Below are 25,739 nucleotides of genomic sequence, written 5' to 3' on the forward strand. Positions count from 1 at the left end.
AAGTGCACGTCCGTGGACCCGGCCCAGCTGTTGGACAGGTGGAACTCCGCCCCCCGACGGTCGGGCTGCGGCTGCTGCCCACCAGCGGTGGAGAAGGTGAAGGACCACTCGGCCACCGCGCCCTCGGCGAGCACGAAGCCCTCCAGCGCACGCGCCGTGACCGTGACGGTCCCGGAACCCGGGTGGGTCCCGGCCTCCACGACCTCACCGTCCACCAGGTACTCCACACCCTCGACCCCGGGGACCGTGAACGTGTCGCCCTCGGTGCCGTCCACGTCGGTGAAGGTCACCGCCAGCGGCGTCACCTCCACGGGATCCGGCTGCACCGGGTGCGGTGCCGACAGCGGGGCGATGCTGATCCGGTCGACGATCGGCGCGTTCTCCGCCCGGAGCGGCAGCCCCGGCCAGTTGTCCTCGGCATACGTCTCGCCGTCGAAGTTCGGCAGCTCCTCGGCGGAGATGACGATGCTGTTCGCCCCGGCGGTGAGGTCGAGGACGACCGTCCGCTCCCAGAAGTTGTTCTCGTGGAACGTCGGCGGGAACATCACCCGCTCGGGAGCGGCGCCGTTGACGGAGAGGTCGGCGTGCCGCCCCATCGGGTTGGGGTTGTAGTGCGTGGCCGGCACCTGCTCCGGGTTGGAGTAGCGGAAGGTGACCGCGTGCGGACCGTCCTCCTGCGCCTCCACCGAGAAGGTCAGGGTGTTCTCGTTGCCGGGCTCACCGCCGACGTCGGTGACGGCGTGCCCGCCCTCGGCGAGCAGGTACTCCGCCACCCGGGCCTCGCCAGCGAGCGTCGCGTCCTCGGCCTGGTACTCGCTGACCGGCAGGACGTCCTCGCCGGGAGCCACGACCAGTCGGTCGAGCAGCACGCCGCCGGCCCCACCGGTGACGGTGACCTTGTTGACGCCACCGGAGAGGTACACCGCGGAGGTCTGCGCCTCGGTGAGGTCGAGCACGTCGCGCTCGTTGACGGTCAGCGTGCCCGCGCCGTCGGTGAGCAGGTCGGCGGTGAGCGTCGACTCCCCCTCCTGTGCCGAGTAGACCCAGAAGGTGGCGGTCTCGCCGTCGTCCAGCGCGACCGCACCGGCTCCCGAGACGCCGTCGGCCTCGACACCCTCCGGCGCCTCGAGGACGGTCGTCCCGCCGTCGAGGTCCGCGAGCTCGGCCTCGTACACCGAGCTCGCCGCGTCCGGGTTCGGCAGGGCCAGGGTGAGGCGGTCGATGAGCACGTCACCGGCCGTGGACCGCGAGCCGTCGAGGCTCTGCGCTGCCAGGGTGATCGTGTGCGTGCCCTCGGTGAGCTCGACCGTGGTCTCGGCGTGGTCCCACACCACCCACTTGTAGGCCAGTGGGAGGAAGATCTCCTGCTCCTGCTCCCCGTCGACGGTGAGGAACACGTTGGTCGGTCCCTGCTCCTCGATGAGGTCGTAGGTGTTGAGGCTGTTGGCGAAGACGCTGAGGTCGTAGGTGCCGTCCTGCGGGACGGTCACCTCGAAGTCGAGCTCGACGTCCGAGCCGGTCCGCAGACCACCGACGTTGTAGCCGCCGGAGGTGTAGAACTTGCCCACGTCCGCCGGTGCCCCCTCCGGACCGTTGACGCTGTAGCCGCTGCCGCTGTGCGCGGCGTCCTCGGCCTCGTAGCTGCCCTGCCACAGGTCGGGCGTGGCCGTCGTCGACGTCCCCGCACCGGCGGGCATGACGACGAGCTCGTACGCGGAGCCGGCCTCCAGCGCAGGCAGGACGTCACCACCGAACTCGAGGGTGATGCCGCCGTCCACCACGGGCAGGACGGTCTCGGCCACGTGCCGCGGCTGGGAAGAGTCACCCAGCTGTCCCGTCCACGGGATCTCCCGGACCCACGCGCGCACCTCGTCGCCGAAGAGCTCGGAGGGAATGTTGACGACGTCGACGGGGGCTGCGCCGTCGGCGCCACCGAAGACCGAGCGGAGCACCGCGTGCTCCTCGTCCAGCGCCGCGACGCCCTGCAGGGTGTAGTTCTCCCCCGGCGACGGCGGCGTGACCTCGACGGTGTGCCCGCTGAGTGCGGCGTAGGCGTTGTAGAGCCACCACTGGCCGTTGCCCCGGTTCGCCTCGACGGCGGAGTCGGAGAGGTTGCCGTTGAGGTTCCAGAAGGCGATCATCGCGTCGACCTTCGACTCCTCGATCGCCGAGATCCACTGGATCATCTGGCCGGGCACCGAGGTGTGGTAGTTGAAGGCGTACTCGTTGATGTTGATCGGCAGCTCGGTGCCCTCGTACTCGGTGCCGGCGAAGATCTCCCGCTCCCACTCGCGGTACGTCGCCACGGAGTCGCGGATGTTCTGCGGGTGGCTGAGCTCGTGCCAGGTGATGATGTCGGGCACCGTGCCCGCCTCGACGGCGTGCTCGAGCCACCCGTAGACCTGGTCGTAGAGGATGCTCGTGTTCGGCCCGCTGATGCGCGTGCCGGGCAGCTCCTCGCGGATCATCGCGTAGGCGTGGTCCCAGGCGGCGAAGTAGTCGGTCGGGTCGTCGAGCCAGCTCGTCCGGTCATAGCTCCACTCCCCGGTCCCGAACATGTTGCCCTCGGGCTCGTTGAAGGGCTCGACGACGATGTGCTCGAGGTACTGCGGCTCGAGCTGCCCGATCATGTCGAGCTGGTCGGCCAGCACCTCCCAGTAGCCGGAGAGCTTCTCCTCGGGGGTGTCCCCGGGCCACTGGTAGGGGAAGCCGCGGTACCAGTCGGTGGTGCGCACGTAGACGTCACCGCCGGTGGTGTCGGCCAGCTGCTGCACGACCTCCAGTGCGTCGGAGCCCGGGTGCTGCGCGCCGTCCTGGCCCTTGGTCGCCACGGTGCGCACGTTCATCCCCTCGATGAGGTTGTCGCTCGGCATGCCGTCGGCGTACAGGCCGTACAGCAGGCCGGCCGCACCACCGTGGACGGGACCGGTGTCGGTGGCGAGGTCGATGCGCAGCTCGCCACGGAACACCGTGACCAGCGCCGTCACGGGCAGCCCGGCCGCCTCACCCGCGACCTCGAAGGTCCCGCTCCCGGCGTAGGAGGCGGGGTCCACGTCGTCCCACTGGACGGGGACGTCACGGTCGTACCCGTCGGTGAAGGAGGCGCGGACCGTCGCGGGCAGCTCCGGGGCGTTGCCCACCGCGGTGCGCAGCTCCACCGTGTCGGACGCCAGTCCGGTCATCGAGGCGGCCTCGTCGCCGACGAGCTCGGACACCTGGTCCGCGCTGAGGGCGGAGTGGTAGATCCGGAAGTCGTCGACCGCACCACGCAGCCGCGGGTCGGGGTAGAAGGAGCGGCCGATGTAGCCGGCTCCGGACGCGCCGGAGGTGAGCAGGTCACCGGCGCCGATGCTGGTGCTCGTCGCCGCCACCTCGACACCGTTGAGGTAGGTGGTGAGCTCGTCGGCGGCAGCGTCGAGCGTCACCGTGAGGGTGACCCACTCGTCGGCGGGAAGCGCAGCGGGGCCGGTGGTGACGTCCTCCCCGCCCCCGCCGGCGGTCGTGACGGCGGTGCGCAGGTCGCCGTCGGCGTTCGAGGGCGTGCTGAACAGGTAGCGCTGGTTGTCGGTGCCGAGCGCGTAGATCCACTGCCAGCTCCCCCCGGAGCCGGCCCACCGCAGGCGGGTGGACACGGTGAGGTCCTCGCTCCCCTCGACCGCCTCGCGCGGGAGGGCGACGTAGCCCCCGTCGCTGCCGCCGGGGAGGTCGAGGGCGAAGCCGCCGTCACCGGTCTCGACGACCGACGTGCTTCCCTCGATCGTCCCGTCGACCCCGTTGCCGGAGACGTCGGCGACGACGTTCCCGGCGATCTCGTCCATCGTGTAGTGCAGGTGCGGCTCGGGGACCGCGGCCCCTGCCGGCAGCGCCGTGCCACCGAGCATGCCGGCGGCCAGTGCCGCCGTCGTCGTGACGGCGAGGGCGTTGTGCCCTCGGCTGGTCGTTCTCATCATCGAGATACCTCTCTGTCGTCGGCCTGCCTCACGGCAGGCCGTCGGCTGGTACGCGACTTGTCCGTCGTCGTGGTGCGCAACCTCCTCTCCGGATCGAACCGGTTCGACTCAACGGTGGACCCTGCCATCGGGGCAGGGCCCACCGTCAGCTGGTGCGGGCGCCGGCCGTGCGGCCGACGAGGTGGGGCAGGGCTCCGTCGCGCAGGAAGACGGGGACGACGTCGAGCGGTGCGTCCACCGACACCCAGCGGCCGCCGTCGTGCTCCGTGCCGGTCGCGGCGTCGGTCCACCGCGATCCCGCCGGCAGGTACACGTCGCGCGAGCGTGCGCCCTCGACGACGACGGGGGCCACGAGGACGTCGGGCCCGAGGAGGAACTGGTCGCCCACGTCCCAGGCCCGGGCGTCGTCGGGGAAGTCGTGGAACAGGCCGCGCATCACCGGCTGCCCCTCGCGGTGTGCGGTCTCCATGACCTGTCGCGTGTACGGCCGCAGCGCCTCGCGCAGGTGCACGTACCGCTCGAGGACGGGGTAGACCTCGTCACCGTAGGACCACAGCTCGTTCGGTCCGCCGCTGCGCAGGCGCCGTGACCCGTCGCCCGCCGTGACGTCCTCGTAGGGCAGCCGGTCACCGTGCACCCGCATGACGGGGCAGAACGTGCCGAACTGGAACCAGCGCACGAACAGCTCGCGGAACGCCTCGTCGTCGACGTCACCGAGGTGGAAGCCCCCGATGTCGGTCGTGAACCAGGCGATCCCGGCGACGCCCATGTGGATGCCCGCGGTGATCTGCCGGCGCAGGTCGGCGAAGGTCGAGCTGATGTCCCCGGACCACGCGAGGGCGCCGTAGCGCTGGCTGCCCGCCCAGGCGCACCGCACGAGGTTGACGACCTGCTCCTGCCCCGCCGCGCGCTGGCCCTCGTAGAACGCCCGCGAGAAGAGCTGCGGGTAGAGGTTGCCGACCTTGACGTTGGGGCCGAGGTGGTAGCGGTAGTTGTCGAAGTCGTAGACGCCGTACTCCGGCTCCGCCTCGTCGAGCCAGAACAGCCGCACCCCGAGGTCCCCGTAGTTGCGGCGGCACGTGTCCCAGAGGAAGTCGCGGGCCTCGGGGTTGGTGACGTCGAGGAACATGCTCGGTTCCTCGAAGGCCATCTGCACCCCGATCCCCCGCTCGGTGCCGACGAGCAGGTTGTTCGCCACCAGGTGCGCGAAGTTCTCCGAGCCCAGGCCGACCTGCGGCCACACCGACACCATGAGCTCCACCCCGTGCTCCTGCAGCTCTGCGACCATCGCCGCAGGGTCGGGCCAGAACTCCTCCTCGAAGCGGAAGTCGCCCATGTGGGGCCAGTGGAAGAAGTCGGCGACGACGACGTCGAGCGGGAGGCCACGGGCGACGTGCTCTCGGACGACGCCGAGCAGCTGGTCCTGGTTCCAGTAGCGCAGCTTGGACTGCCAGAAGCCCAACCCGTACTCGGGCATCATCGGGACCCTGCCGGTGGCCGCCGTGTACGTGGCGCTGATCTGCGCCGGGGTGTCCCCCGCCGTGATCCAGTAGTCGAGCTGGTCGGTGACACCGGCACGCCACTCGGTGCGGTTGCGGCCGAAGGTCGCCGTGCCGACGGCCGGGTTGTGCCAGAGGAAGCCGTAGCCCCGGTCGGAGAGCACGAAGGGGACGCTGGCCTGGGAGTTGCGGTGCGCGAGCTCGAAGGTGCAGCCCTTGAGGTCCAGGTCGTCCTGCTGGTACTGCCCCATGCCGTAGAGCTTCTCGTCGGGGTCCGCGGCGAAGGCCGCCGTGACGGCGAGGTCCCCGCCGAGGTGCGGACGCAGGTCCCGGGCTCTCAGCCGCAACGAGCCGCCGGCGTCGAGCTCCTCGAGGAGGAGCTCACCGCGGTCGTTGTAGAACGCCAGGTGGCACCGGTGCACGGGGTAGCCCACGACGTGCTCGTCGCCGGTGCTCGCCGTGGCGACAACCCTGATCCGGCCGTTGGTCACGGTGGCCGTGGGGCCCTCGACACGGACCTCGGCCGCCACCCGCGGTGGCGGGAGCAGGGCGTGGTCGGCGTCGAGGACGTCCCGCTGGAGTGCTGCCCGCACCCGCACGCTGTGCTCGCCCCAGGGCTCGACCCGGAGGGTCTCGCCGCCGCCGCGCCACACCAGGGCGCCGTCGTGCTCGCGGAACATCGTCAGCCTCCTACGGCGGTGGTCGCGGGGATGAACACCCGCATCTGGGCAGGGCCTCGCTCGGCCCACTGGTGGTACGGCACGAGGGTGAGGTCCACCGGTCGGGTGGCACCCCGTGTCGCCGCCGGCGACGCGTGGTAGGGCAGGGAACCGGTGGCGCCGACCGTGGACTGGATCGCCCCGCGGGCGAGGACAGCACCGTCGTCGCCGTCCTGCAGCGGCACGGTCGGGTCGATGCGGATGTCCTCGAGGTCGTGCGCCGCCGCCAGGTCGGTCGACTCCAGGCACATGACGAGGGGGCCACGCTCGACGGCGACGGTCCCACGCAGGGCGTCGATGCGCGGGTCGGGCCAGGTGTAGCGCGGGGTGGTCGGCAGGGCGAGGACGAGTCGCTCCCCCTCGTGGACGTCGGCGACCTCCAGCCACCCCGCCGGCACCGGAACGTCCGGCTCCTCACCGCGGGTGAGCGTCGCTCCGGAGGCCCAGGCGGGCACACGCAGCCGCAGGTCCACCGGGCGGTCGGGGACGGAGAGGACCGTGACGTCGACGACGCCGTCCGCCGGGTACGCGGTGTCGACCCGCAGGCGCACCTGCCCGCCGCCGTCGAGGGCGACGGCGAGCTCGCCGGGGGCGTACTGGAGGACGGTGACGGTGTCCTCGTCCGCCGCGGCGAAGTAGGTGTTGAGCGAGGCGAGCGTGCGTGCCACGTTCGTGGGGCAGCAGGAGACGTCGAACCACGGCGCGCGGACGCCGCCCTCGGCGCGGGAGTTCTCTGCGTCCTGCCTGACGTCCGAGCCGGCCTCGCGCTGGTGCAGCGGGTTGGCGTAGAAGAAGGCGCGACCGTCCTGGCGCGGGGACGTCGCGACGACGTTGAAGATCGTTCGTTCGATGAGGTCCGCGTACCGGACGTCGTCGGTGGCGAGCAGCAGCCGCCAGGAGACCATGACGGAGGCGATGCCCGCGCACGTCTCGCAGTAGGCGCGGTCTGCCGGCAGCTCCCAGTCGTCGCCGAACCCCTCGTCCTGGTGGCGCGAGCCCATCCCACCGGTGAGGTAGGTGCGCCGTTCCACGGAGCGCGTCCACTGCTGCACGACCGCCGCGAGGAGCTCGGCGTCGGCGTTCTCGACGGCGGTGTCGACCGCACCGGCGGCGAGGTACAGGGCGCGGACCGCATGACCGCTCCAGGCGGTCGCCTCCCGCACCGGGACGTCGTCCTGGAAGTAGGCGGGGCTGAGCAGCGGGACGGGGGTGAGCAGCCCCCGGCCCCGGCGGTCGACGAAGAGCTGGGCCAGCTCGACGTACCGCGGCTCCCCGGTGGCGCGGCCGAACTCGGCCAGGGCCACCTCGATCTCGGGGTGGCCGCACACGGCGACCCTTCCCTCCGGTCCGAACTCGCGGTGGACGTGGTCGGCGACCCGCCGCGCGACCGCGACGAAGCGGTCCTCCCCCGCGGTCCGCAGACGTGCGACGGCGGCCTGGAGCAGGTGGCCGAAGCAGTAGAGCTCGTGTCCCATCTCCATGTCGCTGTAGCGCGGTGCCTGGTGCGCGTGCCCGAAGCACGTGTTGAGGTAGCCGTCCTCGTCCTGCGCGGCGGCCACCCGGTCGGTGAGCGTGATGAACAGCTCCTCGACCGCCGGGTCCCCGGTCCGACCGTGCTCCCAGGCGAGCGCCTCCATGAGCTTGTAGACCTCGGAGTCGGAGAACTGCCAGCCGGGTCGCTCGGCCTGGGTCCGCCCCTGCGCGACCCGGTCGAAGTTGGCCAGCCAGCCGAGCCTCTCCATCCAGTCCAGGCAGTGCTGGAGGGTGGCGCCGGCGTTCGTCGCCTGGAGCGTCGCCCAGAAGCCGCCGGTGAGGGTCACCTCGCCGAGCCCTGCTCCGCGGAGCTGGCCCCGGCCGGGGACGACGGGACGGGCGAGCGTGGGCGTTGCCGCGTCAGTGGGCAGCGTGTCGGCGGTCACGGGCATCAGTCCTTGATCGCGCCGGCGGTGACTCCGGCGGCGACGTAGCGTTGCGCGACGACGATGAGGATCGCCGCGGGGATGGAGGCCACCACTGCGGTGGCCATGATGGAGTTCCAGGTCGTCGTGTTGTTTCCGATGTACTGGTAGATGCCCAGGGTGATCGGGATGAGGTCGCCGTTCCGGTTGAGGGTCGAGGCGAAGATGAAGTCCGACCAGGCCCACAGGAACGCGAAGAGCGAGACGGTGACGATGGAGTTGCGGCTCATCGGCAGGATGATCGAGCGGAAGGTGCGCCAGCTCCCTGCCCCGTCGATGGTCGCCGCCTGGAGCATCTCCCTGGGGATGCCGGCCATGAAGGCCGTGAAGAGCAGCACGCCGAAGGGCACCGCGATGGTGGAGTCGGCGATGATCAGACCCGAGACCGTGTTGAGCATCCCGAGCCGCACGTAGATCGCGTAGAAGCCCATGGCCATGACGACGCTGGGGATCATCTGGGCGACGAGGAGCAGGAAGTTGAGCCCGCCCCTGCCCCGCACGTGGAGCTTGGACAGCGCGTAACCGGCGGGGGCGGCCACCACGAGGGTCAGCGCCACCGTGCCCAGACCGATGAGGAGGCTGGTGCCGAGGTTGGGCAGCTGGTCGCGCAGCACGCTGGTGTACCCGTCGAGCGTGGGCTCCTTGGGGTACCAGTGCGGCGGGTTGGCACGCATGTTGCTCGTCCGCGTGAGGGAGACGTTGAACATCCAGTAGACCGGGAAGAGCATGATCGCGGTGAGGACGAGACCGATGAGGGTCCGTCCGAGCGGGCGGCGAGTCTTCATGACTTCTCCTGACGTCGCTGCAGGTAGAGGTAGAGCAGGCCGACGGCGAGAGCCAGCAGGATGAGGATGTTGCCGATCGCGGCCGCCATCGAGAAGTTGGGCTGGGCGGTGCCGAAGGCGAAGCGGTAGGACAGCACCGCGAGGTTGGCCGACGCACTGCCCGGCCCACCCGTCGTCATGACCCAGATGAGGTCGACCACCTTGAGCGTGTAGACGAAGCCGAGCAGGAGCGTGATCGCCGTGACCGGCCGCAGCAGCGGGAAGGTGATCGAACGGAACTGCTGCCAGCCGCTGGCGCCGTCGAGGGACGCGGCCTCGTACATGTCGGTCGGGATGTTCTGCAGCCCGGAGTACAGGATGACGAGGTTGAACGGGATCCCCAGCCAGATGTTGGCGATGAGGACCGAGAGCAGAGCCGTGCCCGGGTCGGTGAGCCAGTTGACCTGACCGATGCCGAACGCCCCGAGGACGGAGTTGATGATCCCGTACTCGCTGTTGAGCATCCACGACCACACGGACCCGGAGACGATGAGCGGGAGCAGCCACGGGATGAGGAAGGCTCCGCGGAGCAGGGCCGACAGCGGGAAGCTGCGGTGGAAGAAGACCGCGAGCGCCAGCCCGATGACGTACTGCGCGGCGATGGAGCCGAGCGTGAAGACCGCCGTGTTCCGCAGGGCCAGACCGAAGGAGCTCGAGGAGATCGCGGCCTCGTGGTTGTCCAGGCCGACGAACTCGGCGTCCCCCTGCACGAAGGCGCGGGCGTCGTACCAGTGGGTGCTCAGGTCGATGTTGCGCCACAGCGGGTAGGCGTAGAACACCACGAGGTAGGCCAGCAGCGGCGCGAGGAACGCCAGGCCTGCCCACGTGGTGGCTGTGGGACGGCGGCGCCGGGGCCGTTCCGGGTCGCGGGCAGGGGCTGCCGGCGACCCGGGGGCTCGGGCCGGGACGACGTCGGACGGGGTCGTGGACATGACACCTTCTTCGTCAGGCGGGGACCGTGGGAGGGTGGAGCCGGCGGACCGTCGGGGGGCGGCGGCCCGCCGGCTCATGACGCTCGAGGGGCTAGCTGGTGGCCGCCTGGGCCTCCTGCTGCGCCTGGGTCAGCGCGTCCTGGGCGCTCATGGCGCCGCTGGTCGCGTTCTGCACGGCGGTCCACAGCGCCTCGGAGATCAGCGGGTAGTCGGTGCCGAGGTCGTCGCTGGTGCGACCCTTGGCCGACTGCACGGCCTCGACCCAGGTCTCGAGCTCGGGCTCCTGCTCGAGCAGCGCCTCCTGGCCCTCCGCCGTCGGCGGGATGTAGTAGGCGAAGGTCGTGGCCGTCTCCGTCAGTCCCTCCGGCGTCGTCATGCACTCGACGATCTCGGTGGTGACGTCGTAGCGGGCCTCGTCGTTCTGCACGGGAGCAGTGATGAACTCACCACCGGTCGGTGCGGGGGCGACCCCGCCGTCGCGCGCCGGGATCGGGATGACGCCGACCGGGAAGTCGGCCTCGGCCGCACTGTTGACCTGCCAGGTGCCGTTCTCGACGAAGCCGAAGTCGCCGGTGAGGAACTCCTCCCAGGTGGTGTTCTGGGAGTTGTTGATCACCGTGTTGGGGGCGTAGCCCTGCTCCAGCCAGTCGACCCACAGCTCGAGGGCGGCGACCGCCTCCGGGGAGTCGAGCTCGCGCAGGTCGGCGCCGGCGCCCCAGAACCACGGGAGGAACTGGAAGGAGCCCTCCTCGGTCCCGATCCCCGCGAAGGTGATGCCGCGCGACCCGGCGGCGTCGATGTCCGCGAGCGCCGCGGTGAGCGACTCCCAGTCGGTGATCGATGCGGGGTCCACACCGGCGGCCTCGAGGATCTCCTCGTTGTAGTACAGCGCCAGGGTGTTGGCCCCGATCGGGATGCCGTACTCCTCGCCGTCGAGGACGCCCGCGGCGAGCAGGTTCTCGTCGATCTCCGCCGTGTCGAAGCCGAGCTCGCTCATCGTCGTGAGCATGCCGGTCCCGGCAAGGGTGGAGACCGCGGGGTTGTCGAGCAGGATGACGTCGGGCGCGTTGCCCTCCTGCGCCGACAGCAGGGCCTGGTTGGTGAGCTGGGTGGTGTCGAACGCGGTGCGCTCGATCGTCACCCCGGCGTCCTCGCCGCACGCGGCCACCCGGTTGGACCAGTCGGACCCCTCCTCGTGCTGGGGGTAGGGGTCCCACCAGGTGTAGGTGCCGCCCGCGGCGTCGCCGCCGCCGGTGTCTGCATCGTCGGAGCCGCACGCGGCGAGCGAGACGGAGATGAGCGCGGCGGTCGCGCCGATGGTGACCGCCCTGGACGTGGTCGTGCGTGACATCACGGGATTCCTCCTTGAAGTGGTGATGAGGTACCGCCCGGGCAGGCGGCACGCTGACGGGGACCTGGGGGTGGTACCCGTCAGGGCCGGGGCGGGCGGGTGCTGCCCCGGTCTCCGAGCTCTGGCGTGATGAGCCGCGTGACGTGCGGCTCCTCGGCGCCGGCGGGTGACTCGATGCGGCGCACGAGCTGTCGCACCGCCATGCTGCCGAGTCGGTCGGGGGCGCTCTCGATGAACGAGAACGGCAGCGAGAAGGTGCGGCCGAACTCGTCGGAGTAGCGCCCGATGACGGAGTAGTGCTCCGGGCTGTTGAGTCCTCGCGCGTGGAGGACCGAGGGCAGTGCAGCCGCTGCCGCCTCGTTGTTGAGGAGCAGACCGGTGGCACCGGGGTGGGCGTCGAGCAGGTCCGACAGCTCCTGCCCGATCGCCGGCTGGCTCGAGGAGCCGTGGACCGCGTGCAGGGTGACCCCGCGGCGCTCGGCCTCCTCCTGTGCCGCGTTGCGCAGGCGCCACACGTAGGCGCCTCCTCGCTCGACGACGTGTCGGGGCTGGGACACGAGGACGAGCTCGCGGTGGCCGAGCTCGGCCAGGTGGCTGACCATGAGCCGGCCGGCCTCGGGGAAGTCGAGGTCGAAGACGTCCAGACCCGTGCAGTCCGCCGGCAGTCCGACGAGCGCCCCGGGCTGCTTGGCCGCGCGGAGGACGGGTAGCCGGTCGTCCTCCTCGGCGATGTTGAGCAGCACGACCCCGTCGACCATCCGCGAGTCGGTGATCCGCCGCAGTGCCGCGGGCCCGTCGGAGTCGGTCACCATGAGGATGTCGTAGCCGAGCTCCCGGGCGGTGTCGGAGACACCGAGCATGTACTGGAGCATGGCCGGTGCGAACTCGTCCGGGAGGAACTGGGCGAAGAGCCCGATGACGCGGGTCTGGGACGTCGCCAGTGCTCGGGCACCGGCGTTCGGCGTGTACCCGAGCTCCGAGACGGCTGCCCGCACACGGTCACGGACCTCGTCGGAGATCGATCGCTTGCCCGACAGCGCGTAGGACGCCGTGCTGCGAGAGACGCCCGCGAGACGCGCTACGTCCGCGATGGTTGCCACATTGCCTCCTTCGAACCGGTTCGCTATCGAACCGGTTCACACCATATCCGGCCGGATCGCCGCCCTGTCAAGTGCGGAACCCGGCCGATTTTCTCGAGGATGCGATGCGAACCACGGACGCCGGAACGGCTGGAGCTTGCTGTGGTGCGCGCTAACATCGATAGAACCGGATCGACGACGACGCCTGCGATGGAGGACCCCCGTGACCAGCTCTGGTGCGGTATCGACACCCCGTGACACGACGACCGCCGGCGACGCACACCGGGAGGCGGTCCTCTCCGGCCGCACCTCACTGGGCATCGAGCTCGGCTCGACCCGGATCAAGGCCTGCCTCGTAGGCCCGGACCCGACGCAGGTCCTGGCCGTGGGCTCCCACGAGTGGGAGAACGAGTTCTCGGGCCGCACGTGGACCTACTCCCTGGAGTCCGTGTGGTCGGGCCTGCAGGCCGCCTACGCGGACCTCGCCGCCGACGTCGAGCGCCGCTACGGCGTGCCGCTGACGACCGTCGGCGCGATGGGCGTCTCGGCGATGATGCACGGCTACCTCGCCTTCGACGGCGACGACGAGCTCCTCGTCCCCTTCCGCACGTGGCGCAACACGACCACCGGCCCCGCCGCCGCCGAGCTCTCCGAGCTCCTCGGCGTCAACATCCCGCTGCGCTGGTCCGTCGCGCACCTCCACCAGGCCGTGCTCGACGGCGAGGAGCACGTCCCGCGGATCCGCTTCCTCACCACGCTGGCCGGGTACGTCCACTGGCGCCTCACCGGGCGCCGGGTGCTCGGCGTCGGCGACGCCTCGGGCATGTTCCCCATCGACCCGGCCACCGGCACCTACGACGCCGGCATGCTCGCGAAGCTCGACACGCTGCTCGCCGGGCGGCTGCCCGTCGCCCACGCCGTCGACCTCCTCCCCGAGGTACTCAGCGCCGGCGCGCAGGCCGGTGAGCTCACCGCCGAGGGCGCCGCGCTCCTCGACCCGAGCGGCACCCTGCAGGTCGGGGTGCCGCTGTGCCCGCCCGAGGGCGACGCCGGCACGGGGATGGTCGCGACCAACGCCGTCGCCCCCCGCACGGGCAACGTCAGTGCGGGCACGAGCATCTTCGCCATGGTCGTCCTCGAGCAGCCGCTGGAGGGCATGCACCACGAGATCGACCTCGTCACCACGCCCGCCGGGGACCCGGTCGCGATGGTCCACTGCAACAACGGCGCCAGTGAGCTCGGCGCCTGGGCCGGCCTGTTCGGCCGCTTCGCCGAGGCGGCCGGCACGCCGCTGAGCGGGGACGCCGTCTTCGCCACGCTGCTGTCCGAGGCGCTCGACGGCGAGGCGGACGCGGGCGGCCTGCTCGCCTACAACTACCTCGCCGGAGAACCGATCTCGGGCCTGGGCGAGGGCCGCCCGCTCGTCCTGCGCACACCGGACAGCCGCCTCACCCTGGCGAACTTCGTCCGTGCCCAGGTCTACGGCGTCTTCGGCACGCTGAGCATGGGCATGCAGGTCCTCGCCGGGCAGGGCGTGGCGATCGACCGGATGCTCGCCCACGGCGGCATGTTCCGCACCGCCGGCGTCGCCCAGCGCTTCCTCGCGGGCGCGCTCGACGCGCCGGTGGCCGTCGGGGAGACGGCGTCCGAGGGCGGCGCGTGGGGCATCGCGGTCCTCGCCGCCTACCTCTCCGCGGCGGACGGCACCGACCTGTCCGGCTACCTCGACGAGCAGGTCTTCGCCGGGGCGTCCTTCGACACGGCCCAGCCCGACCCGCAGGACGTCGCCGGCTACGCGGCCTTCCTCGAGCGCTACCGCGCCGGGCTCGCGGCCGTCGGGGCCGCGGTCGAGGCGCTCTGACCCACGCACGCGGAAGGGGCCGGCCCAGGTGGGCCGGCCCCTTCTGCGGTGGGTCAGCCTGCGACGCGGCGTCGCAGGACCAGTGCCGTGCCCCCGAGGAGGAGCCCGAGGGCGAGCACCGCGAGTGCTCCCCCGACACCCGTCACGGGCAGCCCACCAGAACCGCCACCCGCGGGCGGCGTGGGTGAGGCGCCCGGATCGGCGGAGGGGTCCACCGAGGGGTCGGTGGGACCGGTCGGCGGATCGGTCGGGTCCGTCGGGTCCGTCGGCGGGTCCGTCGGGTCCGTCGGCGGGTCCGTCGGGTCCGTCGGCGGGTCGGTCGGGTCCGTCGGCGGGTCCGTCGGGTCGGTCGGCGGGTCCGTCGGCGTGACGTCCTCGACGACGACGGTGGCCACCGCCGGCAGGTCGGTCCCCTCCACGGCGCCCTGGACGGTGAACTGCCCGGGCTCCGCGTAGGCGCCCGGCTCGATGTCCGCCCAGGTCACCGGCACCTCGGCGGTCGAGCCGTCGGCGTAGGTGACCGTGACGGTCCCCGGGAGCACGGGTGCCTGCCCGACCGTGGTCGTCACCTCGACGGGGGCGACCGCGTCCACCAGCGCGTCGGGCTGGTACTCGCGCAGCAGCCGCTCGTGCTCGGTGGCGGTGATGGGCAGGACCGTGCCGTGGCGGGCGCTGAGGTTGAGCCCGGGCTCGTGGGTCCAGCAGTCGGCGTCGTCGAGGTCGGTGCAGGAGAAGGCGACGTACCCGTCCCCGCCGCCGTACGGCGGCCAGTCCTGGAAGAGGAACCACGTGTCCTGGCCCGGCTCGATGTTGACGTCGCCCGGGTTGGCCTGGAACGCCGTCGGCCCCTCCGCGTGCCGCAGCGGGTCACCGGAGCCGATGCGCTCGGTGATGAGCTCCCAGGACGTGCCGACCGCACCCTCCTGGTAGCGCAGGAGGTCGGGCGACTTCTCGAGGAGCACCTCCATGATGTCGTTCCGCTCGTCCTTGGTGAAGCGGTAGTACGTGTCCTCGTGCTCGACGACCGTGGAGTCGATCATGCCGCGGCCCGGCTCCCGGTAGATGTCGATCCACACCTCGGGGTCGGTGAAGGTGACGAAGTCCCGGGTGAAGGACACCATCATGCGGTTGTAGCTGTCCAAGGTGCTGCGGCCCTCGGTCTCGGTCGTCTCGTAGAGGTTCGAGGCCCAGTACACGGCGTACATGCCGAGGTCCTCGACGTAGTGCGCCTCGGGCGCCCACGTGTTCCCCGCGTAGGGGGTGTTGACCTCGACCATCCGCTGCTCGCTCCACGTCACCAGGTCGGTGGACTCCCAGATCATGAGGCTGAGCGAGCCGGACTGCTGGGCGCGGGCGAAGTCCGGTCCCTGGCCCGGGCGGTAGGTCTTGAGGTCGGTGGCGAGCAGGTAGAACCGGTCGCCCTCGGGCGAGCGGATGATGAAGGGGTCGCGCAACCCCTCCTCCCCCATCGTCGACTCGAGGACCACCTCGTCGTCGTTGAGGGAGATCCAGTCGAGCGCGTCGTTGCCGTCGCTCGCCGCGAAGTAGATCTGCTCGCCGTCGGGCGTGCTCTCCCCCTTGAAGTGCGGGAAGAAGTACGCCTCGGGCTCCTCCGCCTCGGGCAGCGGCTGGACGGTCGCGACGAAGATCCGCACGTCGCTCACCTCGCCCTTGGTCCCGGTGACGGTGAGCGCGACGTGCACCGGCTCCTCGCCGGCCGCGGGACGGGTGACCTCACCCGTGGGGCTGATGACGTCCTCGTCGCCGGAGACCCAGCTCAGCGCGGTCCCGTTCTCCCCCTCGGTGGGCAGGGTGATGTTGCCGCGCACGTCGGTGAGGTTGGGGATGGCGACGGCGTCGAGGTCGCGCTCGACGGCGGTCGCGTCGTCGGCCTCCCCGTAGGCGTTCTGCAGCGCCTGCCACTCCGCGCCCGTGACGGGCAGGACGGTGCCGTGGCGGAAGCGGCTCGGGAAGGAGTACTCCCCCGCCTCGAGCATCGTCCACTCGCCGCTGTCGAGGTCGGTCGTGGTGAACGGGACGTAGCCGCGGCCGCCGTACTCGTCGATGAACAGGTACCAGCGCTCCTCGGTGTTCGACTTGAACACGAGCGGGCCCTCGCCCTGGTTGATGTCACCGGCGCCGACGGCGTCGCGCACGACCGTGAAGTCGTCGGCGAGCGGGCCGGACCCGACCTCCTGGAAGACGTACTTGCCCCCGGGGTTCTCCGCCGAGCGGTTCGCCTCATTCTTGGAGAAGCGGTGGACCTGGCCGTCGTGCTCGATCATCGTCGTGTCGATGACCGAGTAGCCGGCGTCGATGAGGACCTCGGGCTCGCTGAAGGTGCGGAAGTCGCGGGTGGTCGCGTACATCATCCGGTTGTAGGTGTCACCGGAGTGGTCGGCGTCCTCCTCGTCGTAGAGCTTGGAGGCCCAGAAGACGACGTACTCCCCCAGGTCGTCGTCGTAGAAGATCTCCGGCGCCCAGGCGTTGCCGGCGTTCTCCGGCGCCACCTCGGCCACCCAGCTCTCCGACCAGGTGACGAGGTCGGTGGACTCCCACACGACGATGTTCCGGCTGCCGTGCCGCTGCACCTCGTCCCAGCTGCCGCTCGACTGGTTCCACATCCGCAGGTCGGTGGCGATCTGATAGAACGTGTCGCCCTCGGGCGAGCGGATGATGAAGGGGTCCCGCAGGCCCATCTCCCCGCTCGTCGAGACCATGACGGGCTCGCCGTCGTTGAGGGTGGTGTAGGCCAGCGGGTCGTTGCCCTCGCTCAGCGCGAAGTAGACCTGCTCGCCGTGCTGGAGCCCCTCACCGAGGAAGTGGGAGAACAGGTAGCCCTCGTAGTCGGCCGGTGCGGGCAGCGCCGGCACCCGGGCGTCCAGCGTCCGCGTGGCGACACCCGAGCCGATGGTGACGGTCGCGGTGAGGGCGACCTCGACGTCGGGCTGCCCGTGCGCCGGCCGGGTGACCTCCCCGGTGGGCGTGACGGTCGCGGGGTCCGCGGACTCCCAGGTGACGCTCGCGCCGTCCGGCCCGTCGGTGGGCAGGTGCAGGTTCCCGCGGACGTCGTCGAGGTTGTGGACGACGAGCGCGGCGGCGGCCGCCTCCGCCCGTGCCTGGTCGTCACCCAGCGGGACGACGGTGACCGTGAAGTCCTTCTCCGCGCTCGCACCGCGCTGGCTCAGGGTGGCCGTGAGCGTGGCGGTCGCCGCCTCCTGCCCGAAGGGAGGCCGCGTGACGACGCCCGCCTCGGTGACGACGTCGGCGTCCGACGTGGACCAGCTGACGGCGGAGCCGCCCGCGGTGCTGCTGGGCAGCTCGAGGTCCTCGGTGACCGCACTCGTGTCACCGATGTCGAAGGCGGCGACGTCGACGGCGAGCGCCGCCGCCGCGTTCTGCGCACTGATCTGCTCGACCTCGTCCGCGCCGAGCGCGTGGTCGTAGACGCGGAAGTCGTGGACGGCGCCCGCGAAGTACGGGTCGCCGGAGTAGAGCGAGCGGCCGATGTAGTTGGCGGTCGTCGTCCCGTCGCCGATGTCGCCGGGCGTGGCGGTGATGTCGGCGTTCCGGGCGACCTCGACACCGTTCTCGTACAGGGTGCCCACGCCGTCGGCCAGCGTGTAGGTCACGTGCGTCCACACGTCGCGCGGCAGGTTGCGACCGGCGTCGGTGTTCTCCTCGGTCGACCAGTTCCCCGTCGCGATGGCGGTGCGCAGCGGGTTGCCCTCGGCGAAGAGGTAACCGTCGCCGCTGGAGTCGGTGGTGTTGCCGAGACCGTAGATGAAGTGCGCCCCGCCGAGGTCCGGGTCCACGCGCACGTCGAAGGCCACGGTGATCGCGTCGAGGTCACGCATGAGGTCGTCCGGCAGGTCGACGTAGTCGTCCACGCCGTCGAGCACGAGCCCTGCGGGACCGAGCTCGGCGCCGCCGAGGATCTCGCCGTGGCGCTCGTGGCCCGAGATGTCCTGGGCGGTGGTACCACCGTCCCCGGAGAGGGGGTAGTGGAGGACGAGCCCGTCCTCCTGGGCGGCGGCCAGCGCGGGAAGTCCCACGACCATGCCGGCGCCGAGTGCTGCAGCCGCGACCGTTGCCACGGTCCGTCTCTGTCTCATCCGTCGTCCTTTCAAGGGGTCGGCGTGCGTCGTCGCACGCCGAGGTGGTGGTGGGGTGTGCCGGGGCCGGCGACGGTCGCCGGCCCCGGCGCCTCAGCCCTCCAGTCCGGCGCCGCGCCTGGCGCGCAGGGCCAGCCCCGCGCCGAGCAGCGCGAGGGCGACCAGGGCCAGCGGTCCCGCGAGGCCCGCCCCGGTGGCGGGGAGGCGTCCGCTGCCCGGACCGGACGAGTCGTCCGGCCCGCCGGCGGGCGGGTCGGTCGGCGTCGTCGGCTCCTCGGTCGGCCCGGGGTCCGTCGGCTCCGGGTCGGTCGGGCCGGGGTCCGTCGGCTCGGGGTCCGTCGGCTCGGGGTCCGGGTCGGCGCCGTCGACGGCGAGCCGGAGGAAGGTCACCGAGTGGGCGGGGAACTCGTAGGTGAACTCCTCACCCGCCGTCGTGATCTCCCGGTCGACAGGCACGACGGCGCCGGGGTCCGCCTTGGTGTTGACCGCGGCGGGGTCCGCGACGATCTCCGTCACCCGTGCGGTCGGGTCGACCTCCGCGTCGCTCACCGTGATGTCCGTGACCGCGGCGGTGTCGGCGGAGTTGACCACCTTGACGACGAGGTCCCCGCGGTCGGTGTCGCGGGTGACGACGTGGTGCAGGGTGCTGCTCGGCGCGGGCTCGGTGTACTCCAGGTGGAGCTCGTCGTCGAGGTAGAGACGGATGGTGGTGCCCTCCACCTCGATCCGCACGTCGTACTCCTCACCGGTGGTCAGCGAGACGTTCTCCCGCGCCGCGACCTCACCCTGACGGGCGCCGTTGGCGCGCTCGAGGACGGACCGGGTGTTGTTCCAGCCACCGATGTTCCACCAGTAGAAGTCCTCCGGGCCGCCGGCGGCGAAGCCGACGAGGAAGCCCTCGTTGCCGTCGAGCTTCGTCGCGGTGAGCTCCACGGTGTAGTTCGTCCAGTCCTCGTCGTAGGCACCGGCCGGGACCGTGCGGGCGTCCTCCACCGAGGTGGACGTCTGGCGGTACTGCCCGTCGACGACCTCCCAGGTGCCGGCGACCGGTGCCCAGTCCTCGGCGCCCGCGGAGAAGTCCTCCGCCAGCAGCACCTCGCCGTCCTCGCCCGTGACGACGAGGTCGTCGTACGCGGCGCTCGTCGCCCAGGTGGAGAGGAAGACGCCGCCGGAGGCGTCGGGCACCTCGACCTCGCCGCCCTCGAGGGCGCTCGGCACGACCTCGTGGCCGCGGTTGTTCGAGAAGAGGTGCTGGACCCAGTAGTTCGCCGTCCCCCACGACTCGTCGTTGTCGAAGTAGATGAGGTTCGCGTCGGCCCACTGCACGTGCTGGTCGTTGGCGAACAGCGGGGCGTAGGAGGCCATCTTGACGATGTCGGAGTTGCGCTCGATGCCGGTGAGGTAGGCCGCCTCCGCCAGGGCGTTGGCGAAACGGTTGCCGCGCGAGGCGTACTCACCGATGAAGACGTCCGGTCCCTCCCGGTCGTAGCTGTCGTACCGGTCGGTGTTGGCGAGGAACCAGTCGGCGTCGTTGTAGTAGTGCTCGTCGACCATGTCCGCCCCCTGCTCGGCGGCGAAGTCCCACAGCTCGTCGAACAGGTCCCCGCCCGAGGCGAAGCTGGAGTTGGAGACGATCGAGATCTCCGGGTACGCCTCGCGGATCGCGTCGTGGAACAGCGGGTAGTTCTCGAAGTACTCCCGCTGGGAGTCCTCGTTGCCCAGCCCGATGTACTGCAGGTCGAAGGGCTCGGGGTGGCCGAGCCCGGCGCGGACCGCGCCCCACTCGGTGTCGACGTCACCGGTGGCGAACTCGATGAGGTCGAGGGTGTCGTCGATGAGCGTGTCGAGGACCTCCGGGTCCTGGGTGGCCGCCGGGCCGCCACAGGCGTTGGTGCCGACCGACACGACCGGCAGCGGCAGCGCCCCGAGGTCCTCGGCGAGCATGAGGTACTCGAGGTAGCCGATGCCGTAGGTCTGGTTGTAGCCCCACCAGTTCTTGTTCGTCGCCCGCTCCTCGAGCGGACCGATGGTCTCCTTCCAGTGGTAGATGCGGGCGCGGTCCTCGTAGCCGCTGCCCTCGTAGGTGTCGTAGCTGCCCGCGATGAGGCAGCCGCCGGGGAAGCGCAGGAAGGACGGGTCGAGGTCGGCCAGCTTCTGGGTGAGGTCGGCGCGCAGGCCGTACTGCCCGTTGACCGGCCCCTCCCACGTGTCGCCCGGCATGAGGGAGACCATGTCCAGGTGCAGCACCCCGGCGGCGCCCGTCTCCACGGTCAGCCGGCCGGCGTCCGTGGTCGTGTCGGACGTGAGCGTGACCTCGTACCTCGTCCACTCGTCCGAGCCGTCGACGGCCACGGTGGCCGTCCCGTGGACCTCGGCACCGGCGGCGTCCTCGAGGCGGACCGACAGGTCCTGGGCGGTGGCGGTGCGCGCCCAGACGGAGAACTCGTACTCGGTGCCCTCCTCCAGGGCCAGGCCCGGGGCGCTGAAGCCCTCGTTGCGGATCGCGGCGCCAGCCGCCGTCGCGTCCAGTCTCAGGTAGAAGCGGTTCGCGTCGTTGAGGCGCTCCTCGTCGGAGACCACCTCGGCGGCCGCCGAGCCACCGGCCGGCTGGACCACCTGCCAGCCGGTGAGGCCCGTGTAGGAGGCGTTGTCGACCGCGTTGAACTCGAAGGAGCGGTTGCGGACGAGCTCGGCGTACAGGCCGCCGTCGGCGGCGTAGTTGATGTCCTCGTAGAAGAGCCCGTACAGGTCCGGGCTCATCTCGATGTCGGTGCCGTCGCCGTCGATGTGGAGGCTGGCGCGCTCCTCGGGCTCGGTGGGCTCCTCCGGCTCGGCCGGCTCCTCGGGATCGGTCGGTTCCTCCGGCTCAGGCACGGTTGCGGGAGAGATCGCGAAGTAGTCGAAGACGGCGTCGTGCGAGGGTGCTCCCCCCGGGGCGAGGGCGTAGAGCCCCACCTGGGTGATGTCGAAGGGGACCGTCACCTCCCCCGCCTCGACCCATGCCCCGTCCTGCCAGTAGCTCGTCGTCACGACGTCACCGGAGCGCTGCATCCGCAGCGTCTCCCCGGTGGACCCGGGACGGGGCGCGAAGGAGGCGGAGAACGCCCCCGCCACCTCGACGTCGGTCTCGACGACGACGGGGCCCCCCTCGGCGAAGCCGACGTGCGCCAGGCCGGCCCGCACGTAGTTGTCCATGTCGGCGAGCGCGATGAGTCCCGCGCCCTGGAAGTCCTGGACGGCGGGGGCGTCGAAGGAGGTGACGGCCGTGAAGTCGCCGACGGGGACGTCGACGGTGAAGACGTTCTGGGCGTTGTTGTCCGACTGGTAGGTGTCGCCGGGCAGCGAGGCGATGGTGAGGGCCCCGTCCCCGAGGCTCCAGTCGTCGGCGGACTCGCCGTGGACGGTCCAGCGCTCGTCGAGCGCCTCGGCGTCGAACTCCTCGAGCCAGGCGTCCTCGGGCAGGACGTCGGGTGGTGCCGCTGCGGACGCCGGGGCACCGGCGAGCAGGGCGGCCGTGAGCGTGAGGGCGGTGAGTGAGGCAAGAGCTGGTGGCGCTACGGTGCGCCGCCGCGAGACAATCATGGTGCTCCATTCGTGTGCGCGAGTGGGGTCATGCCGTGTCGTCGTGTGTGAGGCCCTCCTTTGGTCCGGACGTCGTGCGGTGCGCCGGGGTGGCAGGTGGCCGCCTGCCACCCCGGCGTCGGGGGGTCAGCTCCTGCGCCGCACCGAGATGGCGCGCTGCAGGATGACGAAGGCGAGCAGCACGATCCCGATGAACACGCGGGTCCACCACGAGTCGAGACCCTCGCGGGCGATGAGCACCTGGATGAGGCCGTAGACGAGCACCCCCACGCCGGTGCCCAGGACGAAGCCCACGCCGCCGGCGAGGAGCGTGCCGCCGATGACGACGGCCGCGATCGCGTCGAGCTCCATCCCGATCCCGGTGAGGTTGAACCCGGACCGGGTGTAGAAGGCGAAGAGGATGCCGGCGATGCCGGCGCAGGTGCCGCTGATGACGTACACGAGGATCCGCGTCCGCTCGCCGCCCAGCCCCATCAGCCGGACGGCCGAGCCGTCGTCCCCGCTGCCCAGCCCGTAGACGGTGCGGCCGAAGCGCGTGTAGTGCAGCAGGTAGAACGCGAGGAGGAGGACGACGGCGGCCACGATCATGCTCGAGTTGATCCGCCAGATGCTGCTGCCCTCCCCGAACTGCACGCCCCAGGAGGCCAGGTCTGCGAAGCCGGGGTCGTCGATGGCGAGGGACTGCACGCTGACGACGTTGGCCAGGCCGCGCGCGAGGAACATCACGGCGAGCGAGGCGATGAAGGGTTGGATGTCGAACACCTGGACCATGACGCCGATGAGCAGTCCGCACAGCGTGCCGATGAGGACACCGACCGCGAGCACGACGGGCAGCGGCACCCCGGCGATGAACAGCTGGGCCACCGTGAGGCCGACGAGCGCGACGACGGCCCCCACCGAGAGGTCGATGCCCCCGGTGAGGATGACGAAGGTCATCCCGACGGCGAGGACGAGCAGGTAGGAGTTGTCCACCAGCAGGTTGGAGAACAACCGCATGTTGACGAAGCTCGCGTTGTCGGTGCTGTAGCGGGCCTGGCCGACCCCGAGCATGACCACGAGCGTGGCCACGGTGCCGAGGACCGGCAGGAAGCGCCGGTCCAGCCGGCCGAGGCGTGCCCGGAGGGCGGTGGCACCGCCGGCTGCGGGGGGCGTGGCCTGGGGGCTCGCCGTCCCACGGGTCTGCGTCTGTGATCTCACGCTGCTGCCACCTTCTCGGGGTTGACGTCTGCCCGGGCCCGCCGCAGCTGCACGCGCTCGCGCAGGATCGGCGACGCCGCGACCGTCACGGCGATGAGGACGAGCGCCTTGAACAGCGGCGTCGTCTCCGAGGGCAGCTGGAAGATGATGACGGCCCGCTCGATGGTGCTGAGGATGAGCGCACCCACGACGACGCCACCGAGGTAGAAGCGTCCGCCGGAGAGCTTGGTGCCCCCGAGGACGACGACCATGATCGCGTCGAGCTCGCGCATGAGGCCGATGTTGTTCGCGTCGGCCGCCATCGTGGGGGCCCCGTAGACGATGCCCGCGAGCCCGGCGAGAAGCCCGGCGATGACGTAGACGATCCACGTCGTGCTGCGCGCCTTGATCCCGGACAGGCGGGAAGCCTCCCCGTTGATCCCGATCGACTCGAGGAACATGCCGAGCGCGGTCCGCCGGACCACCAGGGTGAGCAGCACGAACACCGCCAGGGCGATGACCACCGGGGTGGGGATCCCGAGGATGAAGCCCGAGCCGATCGACTTGAAGGGCGGGCTGGTGACGGTGGTGATCTGGCCCTGGGTGATGAGCATCGCGATGCCCCGCCCGGCGACCATGAGGATGAGCGTGGCGATGAAGGGTTGGATCCCCAGGACGGTGACGAGGAACCCGTTGAAGACGCCGACGAGCGTGGCGACGAGCAGTCCGAGCCCGACGGCGGTGATCGCCGTGGCGGCACCGGGGTCCGCCGCGCCGTCGATGTACTCGAGGGAGACGGCGAGGGAGATCGCCATGACCGCGCCGACCGAGAGGTCGATGCCGCCGGTGGCGATGACGAGGCACATGCCCAGGGCGAGCAGGAGCGGTGTCGCGCTGTTGCGCGCGATGTCGACCAGCTGGCCGAACAGGTGCCCGTCCCGGACGGTGATGTCGAGGAAGCCGGGGCTGCGCAGCCCGCAGGCGAGGACGAGGAGGACGAGGGCGACGACCGGCCAGAACATGCCGTGGCTGGAGATGTCGCGCAGCAGGTTGCGCCCTGTCCGTCGGTCGGTGGACGCGGTCATGACTCCTGTGCTCCGCTCGCGATGGTCTCGAGGATGGCCCCGGGGGTGACGTCGTCGTCGTTGTCGACCTCCGCGATGACCTGGCGGTCGCGGAGCACGAGGATCCGCTCGCTCAGGCGCACCACCTCCTCGAGCTCGGAGGAGATGAAGACGACCGCCATTCCGTCCCGGGAGAGGTCGGCGACGAGCTTCTGGATCTCGGCCTTGGCACCGATGTCGATGCCGCGGGTGGGCTCGTCCAGGACGAGCAGCCGCGGGGAGGTGGCGAGCCAGCGCGCGAGCAGCACCTTCTGCTGGTTGCCTCCGGAGAGGTTCTTGATGAGGGCGTTCGGGTTGGGCGGGTTGATGTCGAGCGCCTCGATGTACGTGGCGACGACCGCGTCGAGCTCCTTGCGCGGGATGGGCCGCCAGGTGCCGCGGCCGGCCTGGATCGCCAGCGCGATGTTCTCCCGGACGGTGAGGTCGCCGACGATCCCCTCCTTCTTCCGGTCCTCGGTGGAGAAGGCGATGTCGTGGCTCAGCGCGACGCGCGGTGAGCTGAGCCGCACCGCCGTGCCGTCGATCTCGACGGTGCCGTGGTCGGCACGGTCGACGCCGGCGAGCAGCCGCCCCGCCTCCGTGCGTCCGGAGCCGAGGAGCCCGGCCATGCCGACGATCTCCCCCGCGTGCAGCTCGAGGTCGAAGGGCTCGATCGAGCCGTCCTTGCCGAGGCCGGCCACCCGCAGGAGCGGTGTGCTGCCACTGGCGTGGCGGGAGGCGACCGCGCGGGCCTCCTGCTCGATGTCCTCGAAGGCGTCGCTCGCCCGGCCGATCATCTGGGAGATGAGCTCCAGGCGCGGCAGCTCCGCGGTGCGGTGCTCCCCGACGAGCCGGCCGTTGCGCAGCACGGTCATCCGGTCGGAGATCTCGTAGACCTGCTCGAGGAAGTGCGAGACGAACAGGACCGCGACCCCGTTGTCCCGCAGCTGGCGGATCACCCGGAAGAGCTCGGCGACCTCGGCCTTGTCCAGGCTCGAGGTCGGCTCGTCGAGGATGAGCACCTTGGCGTCGACGACGATCGCGCGGGCGATGGCACACAGCTGCTGCACGGCGATGGTGTGGGACGCGAGCGGCGAGCGCGGGTCGATGGCGAGGTTGAGCTCGGCCAGGTGGCGTGCCGCCTCCCGGTGGGTGGCGCGCCAGTTGATGAAGGGGCCGGTGCGGACCTCGTGGCCGAGCATGACGTTCTCGCCGACGGTGAGGTTCGCGCAGAGGTTGACCTCCTGGTAGACCGTGCTGATCCCGGCGGCCTTGGCCGCACCGGGGTCGTTGAAGCGCTGCTCCCGGCCGGCGACGACGACGCGGCCGGAGTCGATGCCGTAGACGCCGGTCAGCGCCTTGATGAGGGTGGACTTCCCGGCGCCGTTCTCACCCATGAGGGCGTGGACCTCACCGGGGAAGAGCCGGAAGTCGACGGCGTCGAGCGCCTTGACCCCCGGGAACGTGATCGTGATCCCGGTCATCTCGACGACCGGGGTGGGTGCAGCGGACATCGCCGACCTTCCGTGTGGGGACGGGTGACTGACGCCGGCCCGCCACCGTGGCGGGCCGGCCACCGGCGCCGGGTCA

General features: G+C 71.2%; 13 protein-coding genes. 1 reads left to right on the forward strand and 12 read right to left on the reverse strand.

Features of this window, described 5'->3' with window-relative positions; genetic code table 11:
• The 7 genes from DSZ44_RS10545 to DSZ44_RS10575 form a co-directional block, all read right to left on the reverse strand.
• On the reverse strand, nt 1–3,947 hold a 3,947-nt coding region (locus DSZ44_RS10545), incomplete at its 3' end, for a LamG-like jellyroll fold domain-containing protein (RefSeq protein WP_110852598.1).
• A 148-nt stretch (nt 3,948–4,095) separates the two neighbouring features.
• On the reverse strand, nt 4,096–6,129 hold the full coding sequence (locus tag DSZ44_RS10550) for a glycoside hydrolase family 31 protein (protein ID WP_110852599.1): 2,034 nt from the start codon (nt 6,127–6,129) through the stop codon (nt 4,096–4,098).
• Nucleotides 6,130–6,131: 2 nt separating this feature from the next.
• Nucleotides 6,132–8,093: a glycoside hydrolase family 127 protein gene (locus tag DSZ44_RS10555; protein ID WP_110852600.1), complete on the reverse strand. Its 1,962-nt coding sequence runs from the start codon at nt 8,091–8,093 to the stop codon at nt 6,132–6,134.
• Nucleotides 8,093–8,911 (reverse strand): carbohydrate ABC transporter permease, encoded by an 819-nt coding sequence (locus DSZ44_RS10560; RefSeq protein ID WP_110852601.1) that lies wholly within the window; start codon nt 8,909–8,911, stop codon nt 8,093–8,095. The genes DSZ44_RS10555 and DSZ44_RS10560 overlap by 1 nt, the downstream gene beginning before the upstream one ends.
• Nucleotides 8,908–9,882: a carbohydrate ABC transporter permease gene (locus DSZ44_RS10565; RefSeq protein WP_110852602.1), complete on the reverse strand. Its 975-nt coding sequence runs from the start codon at nt 9,880–9,882 to the stop codon at nt 8,908–8,910. The genes DSZ44_RS10560 and DSZ44_RS10565 overlap by 4 nt, the downstream gene beginning before the upstream one ends.
• A 91-nt stretch (nt 9,883–9,973) precedes the next feature.
• A complete protein-coding gene (locus DSZ44_RS10570; RefSeq protein ID WP_110852603.1) occupies nt 9,974–11,233 on the reverse strand; it encodes a sugar ABC transporter substrate-binding protein in 1,260 nt (419 codons plus the stop codon).
• A gap of 80 nt (nt 11,234–11,313) precedes the next feature.
• Nucleotides 11,314–12,333: a LacI family DNA-binding transcriptional regulator gene (locus DSZ44_RS10575; RefSeq protein WP_110852604.1), complete on the reverse strand. Its 1,020-nt coding sequence runs from the start codon at nt 12,331–12,333 to the stop codon at nt 11,314–11,316.
• A gap of 202 nt (nt 12,334–12,535) precedes the next feature.
• Between DSZ44_RS10575 and DSZ44_RS10580 the strand changes: the two genes are divergently transcribed.
• The gene (locus tag DSZ44_RS10580; protein WP_258369415.1) at nt 12,536–14,173 is read left to right on the forward strand and encodes a xylulokinase; all 1,638 of its coding nucleotides are present in this window, start codon (nt 12,536–12,538) and stop codon (nt 14,171–14,173) included.
• Between the two features lie 53 nt (nt 14,174–14,226).
• On the opposite strand, the gene DSZ44_RS10585 is transcribed toward DSZ44_RS10580, so the two are convergent.
• From DSZ44_RS10585 to DSZ44_RS10610, 5 genes are all read right to left on the reverse strand, one after another.
• Entirely contained in the window at nt 14,227–18,288 is a 4,062-nt protein-coding gene (locus tag DSZ44_RS10585) for an immunoglobulin-like domain-containing protein (RefSeq protein ID WP_110852606.1), read from the reverse strand.
• A gap of 93 nt (nt 18,289–18,381) precedes the next feature.
• Nucleotides 18,382–21,870 carry an alpha-L-arabinofuranosidase family protein gene (locus tag DSZ44_RS10590; RefSeq protein ID WP_181424607.1) on the reverse strand — a complete coding sequence of 1,163 codons (3,489 nt, stop codon included), beginning with the start codon at nt 21,868–21,870 and terminating at the stop codon, nt 18,382–18,384.
• A gap of 126 nt (nt 21,871–21,996) precedes the next feature.
• Nucleotides 21,997–23,067, reverse strand: a complete 1,071-nt coding sequence (locus DSZ44_RS10600; RefSeq protein WP_258369416.1) for an ABC transporter permease subunit — start codon at nt 23,065–23,067, stop codon at nt 21,997–21,999.
• On the reverse strand, nt 23,064–24,131 hold the full coding sequence (locus tag DSZ44_RS10605) for an ABC transporter permease (protein ID WP_110852607.1): 1,068 nt from the start codon (nt 24,129–24,131) through the stop codon (nt 23,064–23,066). The genes DSZ44_RS10600 and DSZ44_RS10605 overlap by 4 nt, the downstream gene beginning before the upstream one ends.
• A complete protein-coding gene (locus DSZ44_RS10610) occupies nt 24,128–25,663 on the reverse strand; it encodes a sugar ABC transporter ATP-binding protein (RefSeq protein WP_110852608.1) in 1,536 nt (511 codons plus the stop codon). The genes DSZ44_RS10605 and DSZ44_RS10610 overlap by 4 nt, the downstream gene beginning before the upstream one ends.
• Nucleotides 25,664–25,739: the final 76 nt, after the last annotated feature.

The sequence above is a fragment of the Georgenia satyanarayanai genome (genome assembly GCF_900116375.1).
Taxonomy (GTDB): domain Bacteria; phylum Actinomycetota; class Actinomycetes; order Actinomycetales; family Actinomycetaceae; genus Oceanitalea; species Oceanitalea nanhaiensis.

Bases quoted from the DNA above. Each gene is read 5' to 3' on its own strand.
- DSZ44_RS10590 (WP_181424607.1), bottom strand. From the start codon at position 21,870: ATGATTGTCTCGCGGCGGCGCACCGTAGCGCCACCAGCTCTTGCCTCA.
- DSZ44_RS10570 (WP_110852603.1), bottom strand. From the start codon at position 11,233: ATGTCACGCACGACCACGTCCAGGGCGGTCACCATCGGCGCGACCGCC.
- DSZ44_RS10560 (WP_110852601.1), bottom strand. From the start codon at position 8,911: ATGAAGACTCGCCGCCCGCTCGGACGGACCCTCATCGGTCTCGTCCTC.
- DSZ44_RS10585 (WP_110852606.1), bottom strand. From the start codon at position 18,288: ATGAGACAGAGACGGACCGTGGCAACGGTCGCGGCTGCAGCACTCGGC.
- DSZ44_RS10550 (WP_110852599.1), bottom strand. From the start codon at position 6,129: ATGTTCCGCGAGCACGACGGCGCCCTGGTGTGGCGCGGCGGCGGCGAG.
- DSZ44_RS10555 (WP_110852600.1), bottom strand. From the start codon at position 8,093: ATGCCCGTGACCGCCGACACGCTGCCCACTGACGCGGCAACGCCCACG.
- DSZ44_RS10605 (WP_110852607.1), bottom strand. From the start codon at position 24,131: ATGACCGCGTCCACCGACCGACGGACAGGGCGCAACCTGCTGCGCGAC.
- DSZ44_RS10565 (WP_110852602.1), bottom strand. From the start codon at position 9,882: ATGTCCACGACCCCGTCCGACGTCGTCCCGGCCCGAGCCCCCGGGTCG.
- DSZ44_RS10610 (WP_110852608.1), bottom strand. From the start codon at position 25,663: ATGTCCGCTGCACCCACCCCGGTCGTCGAGATGACCGGGATCACGATC.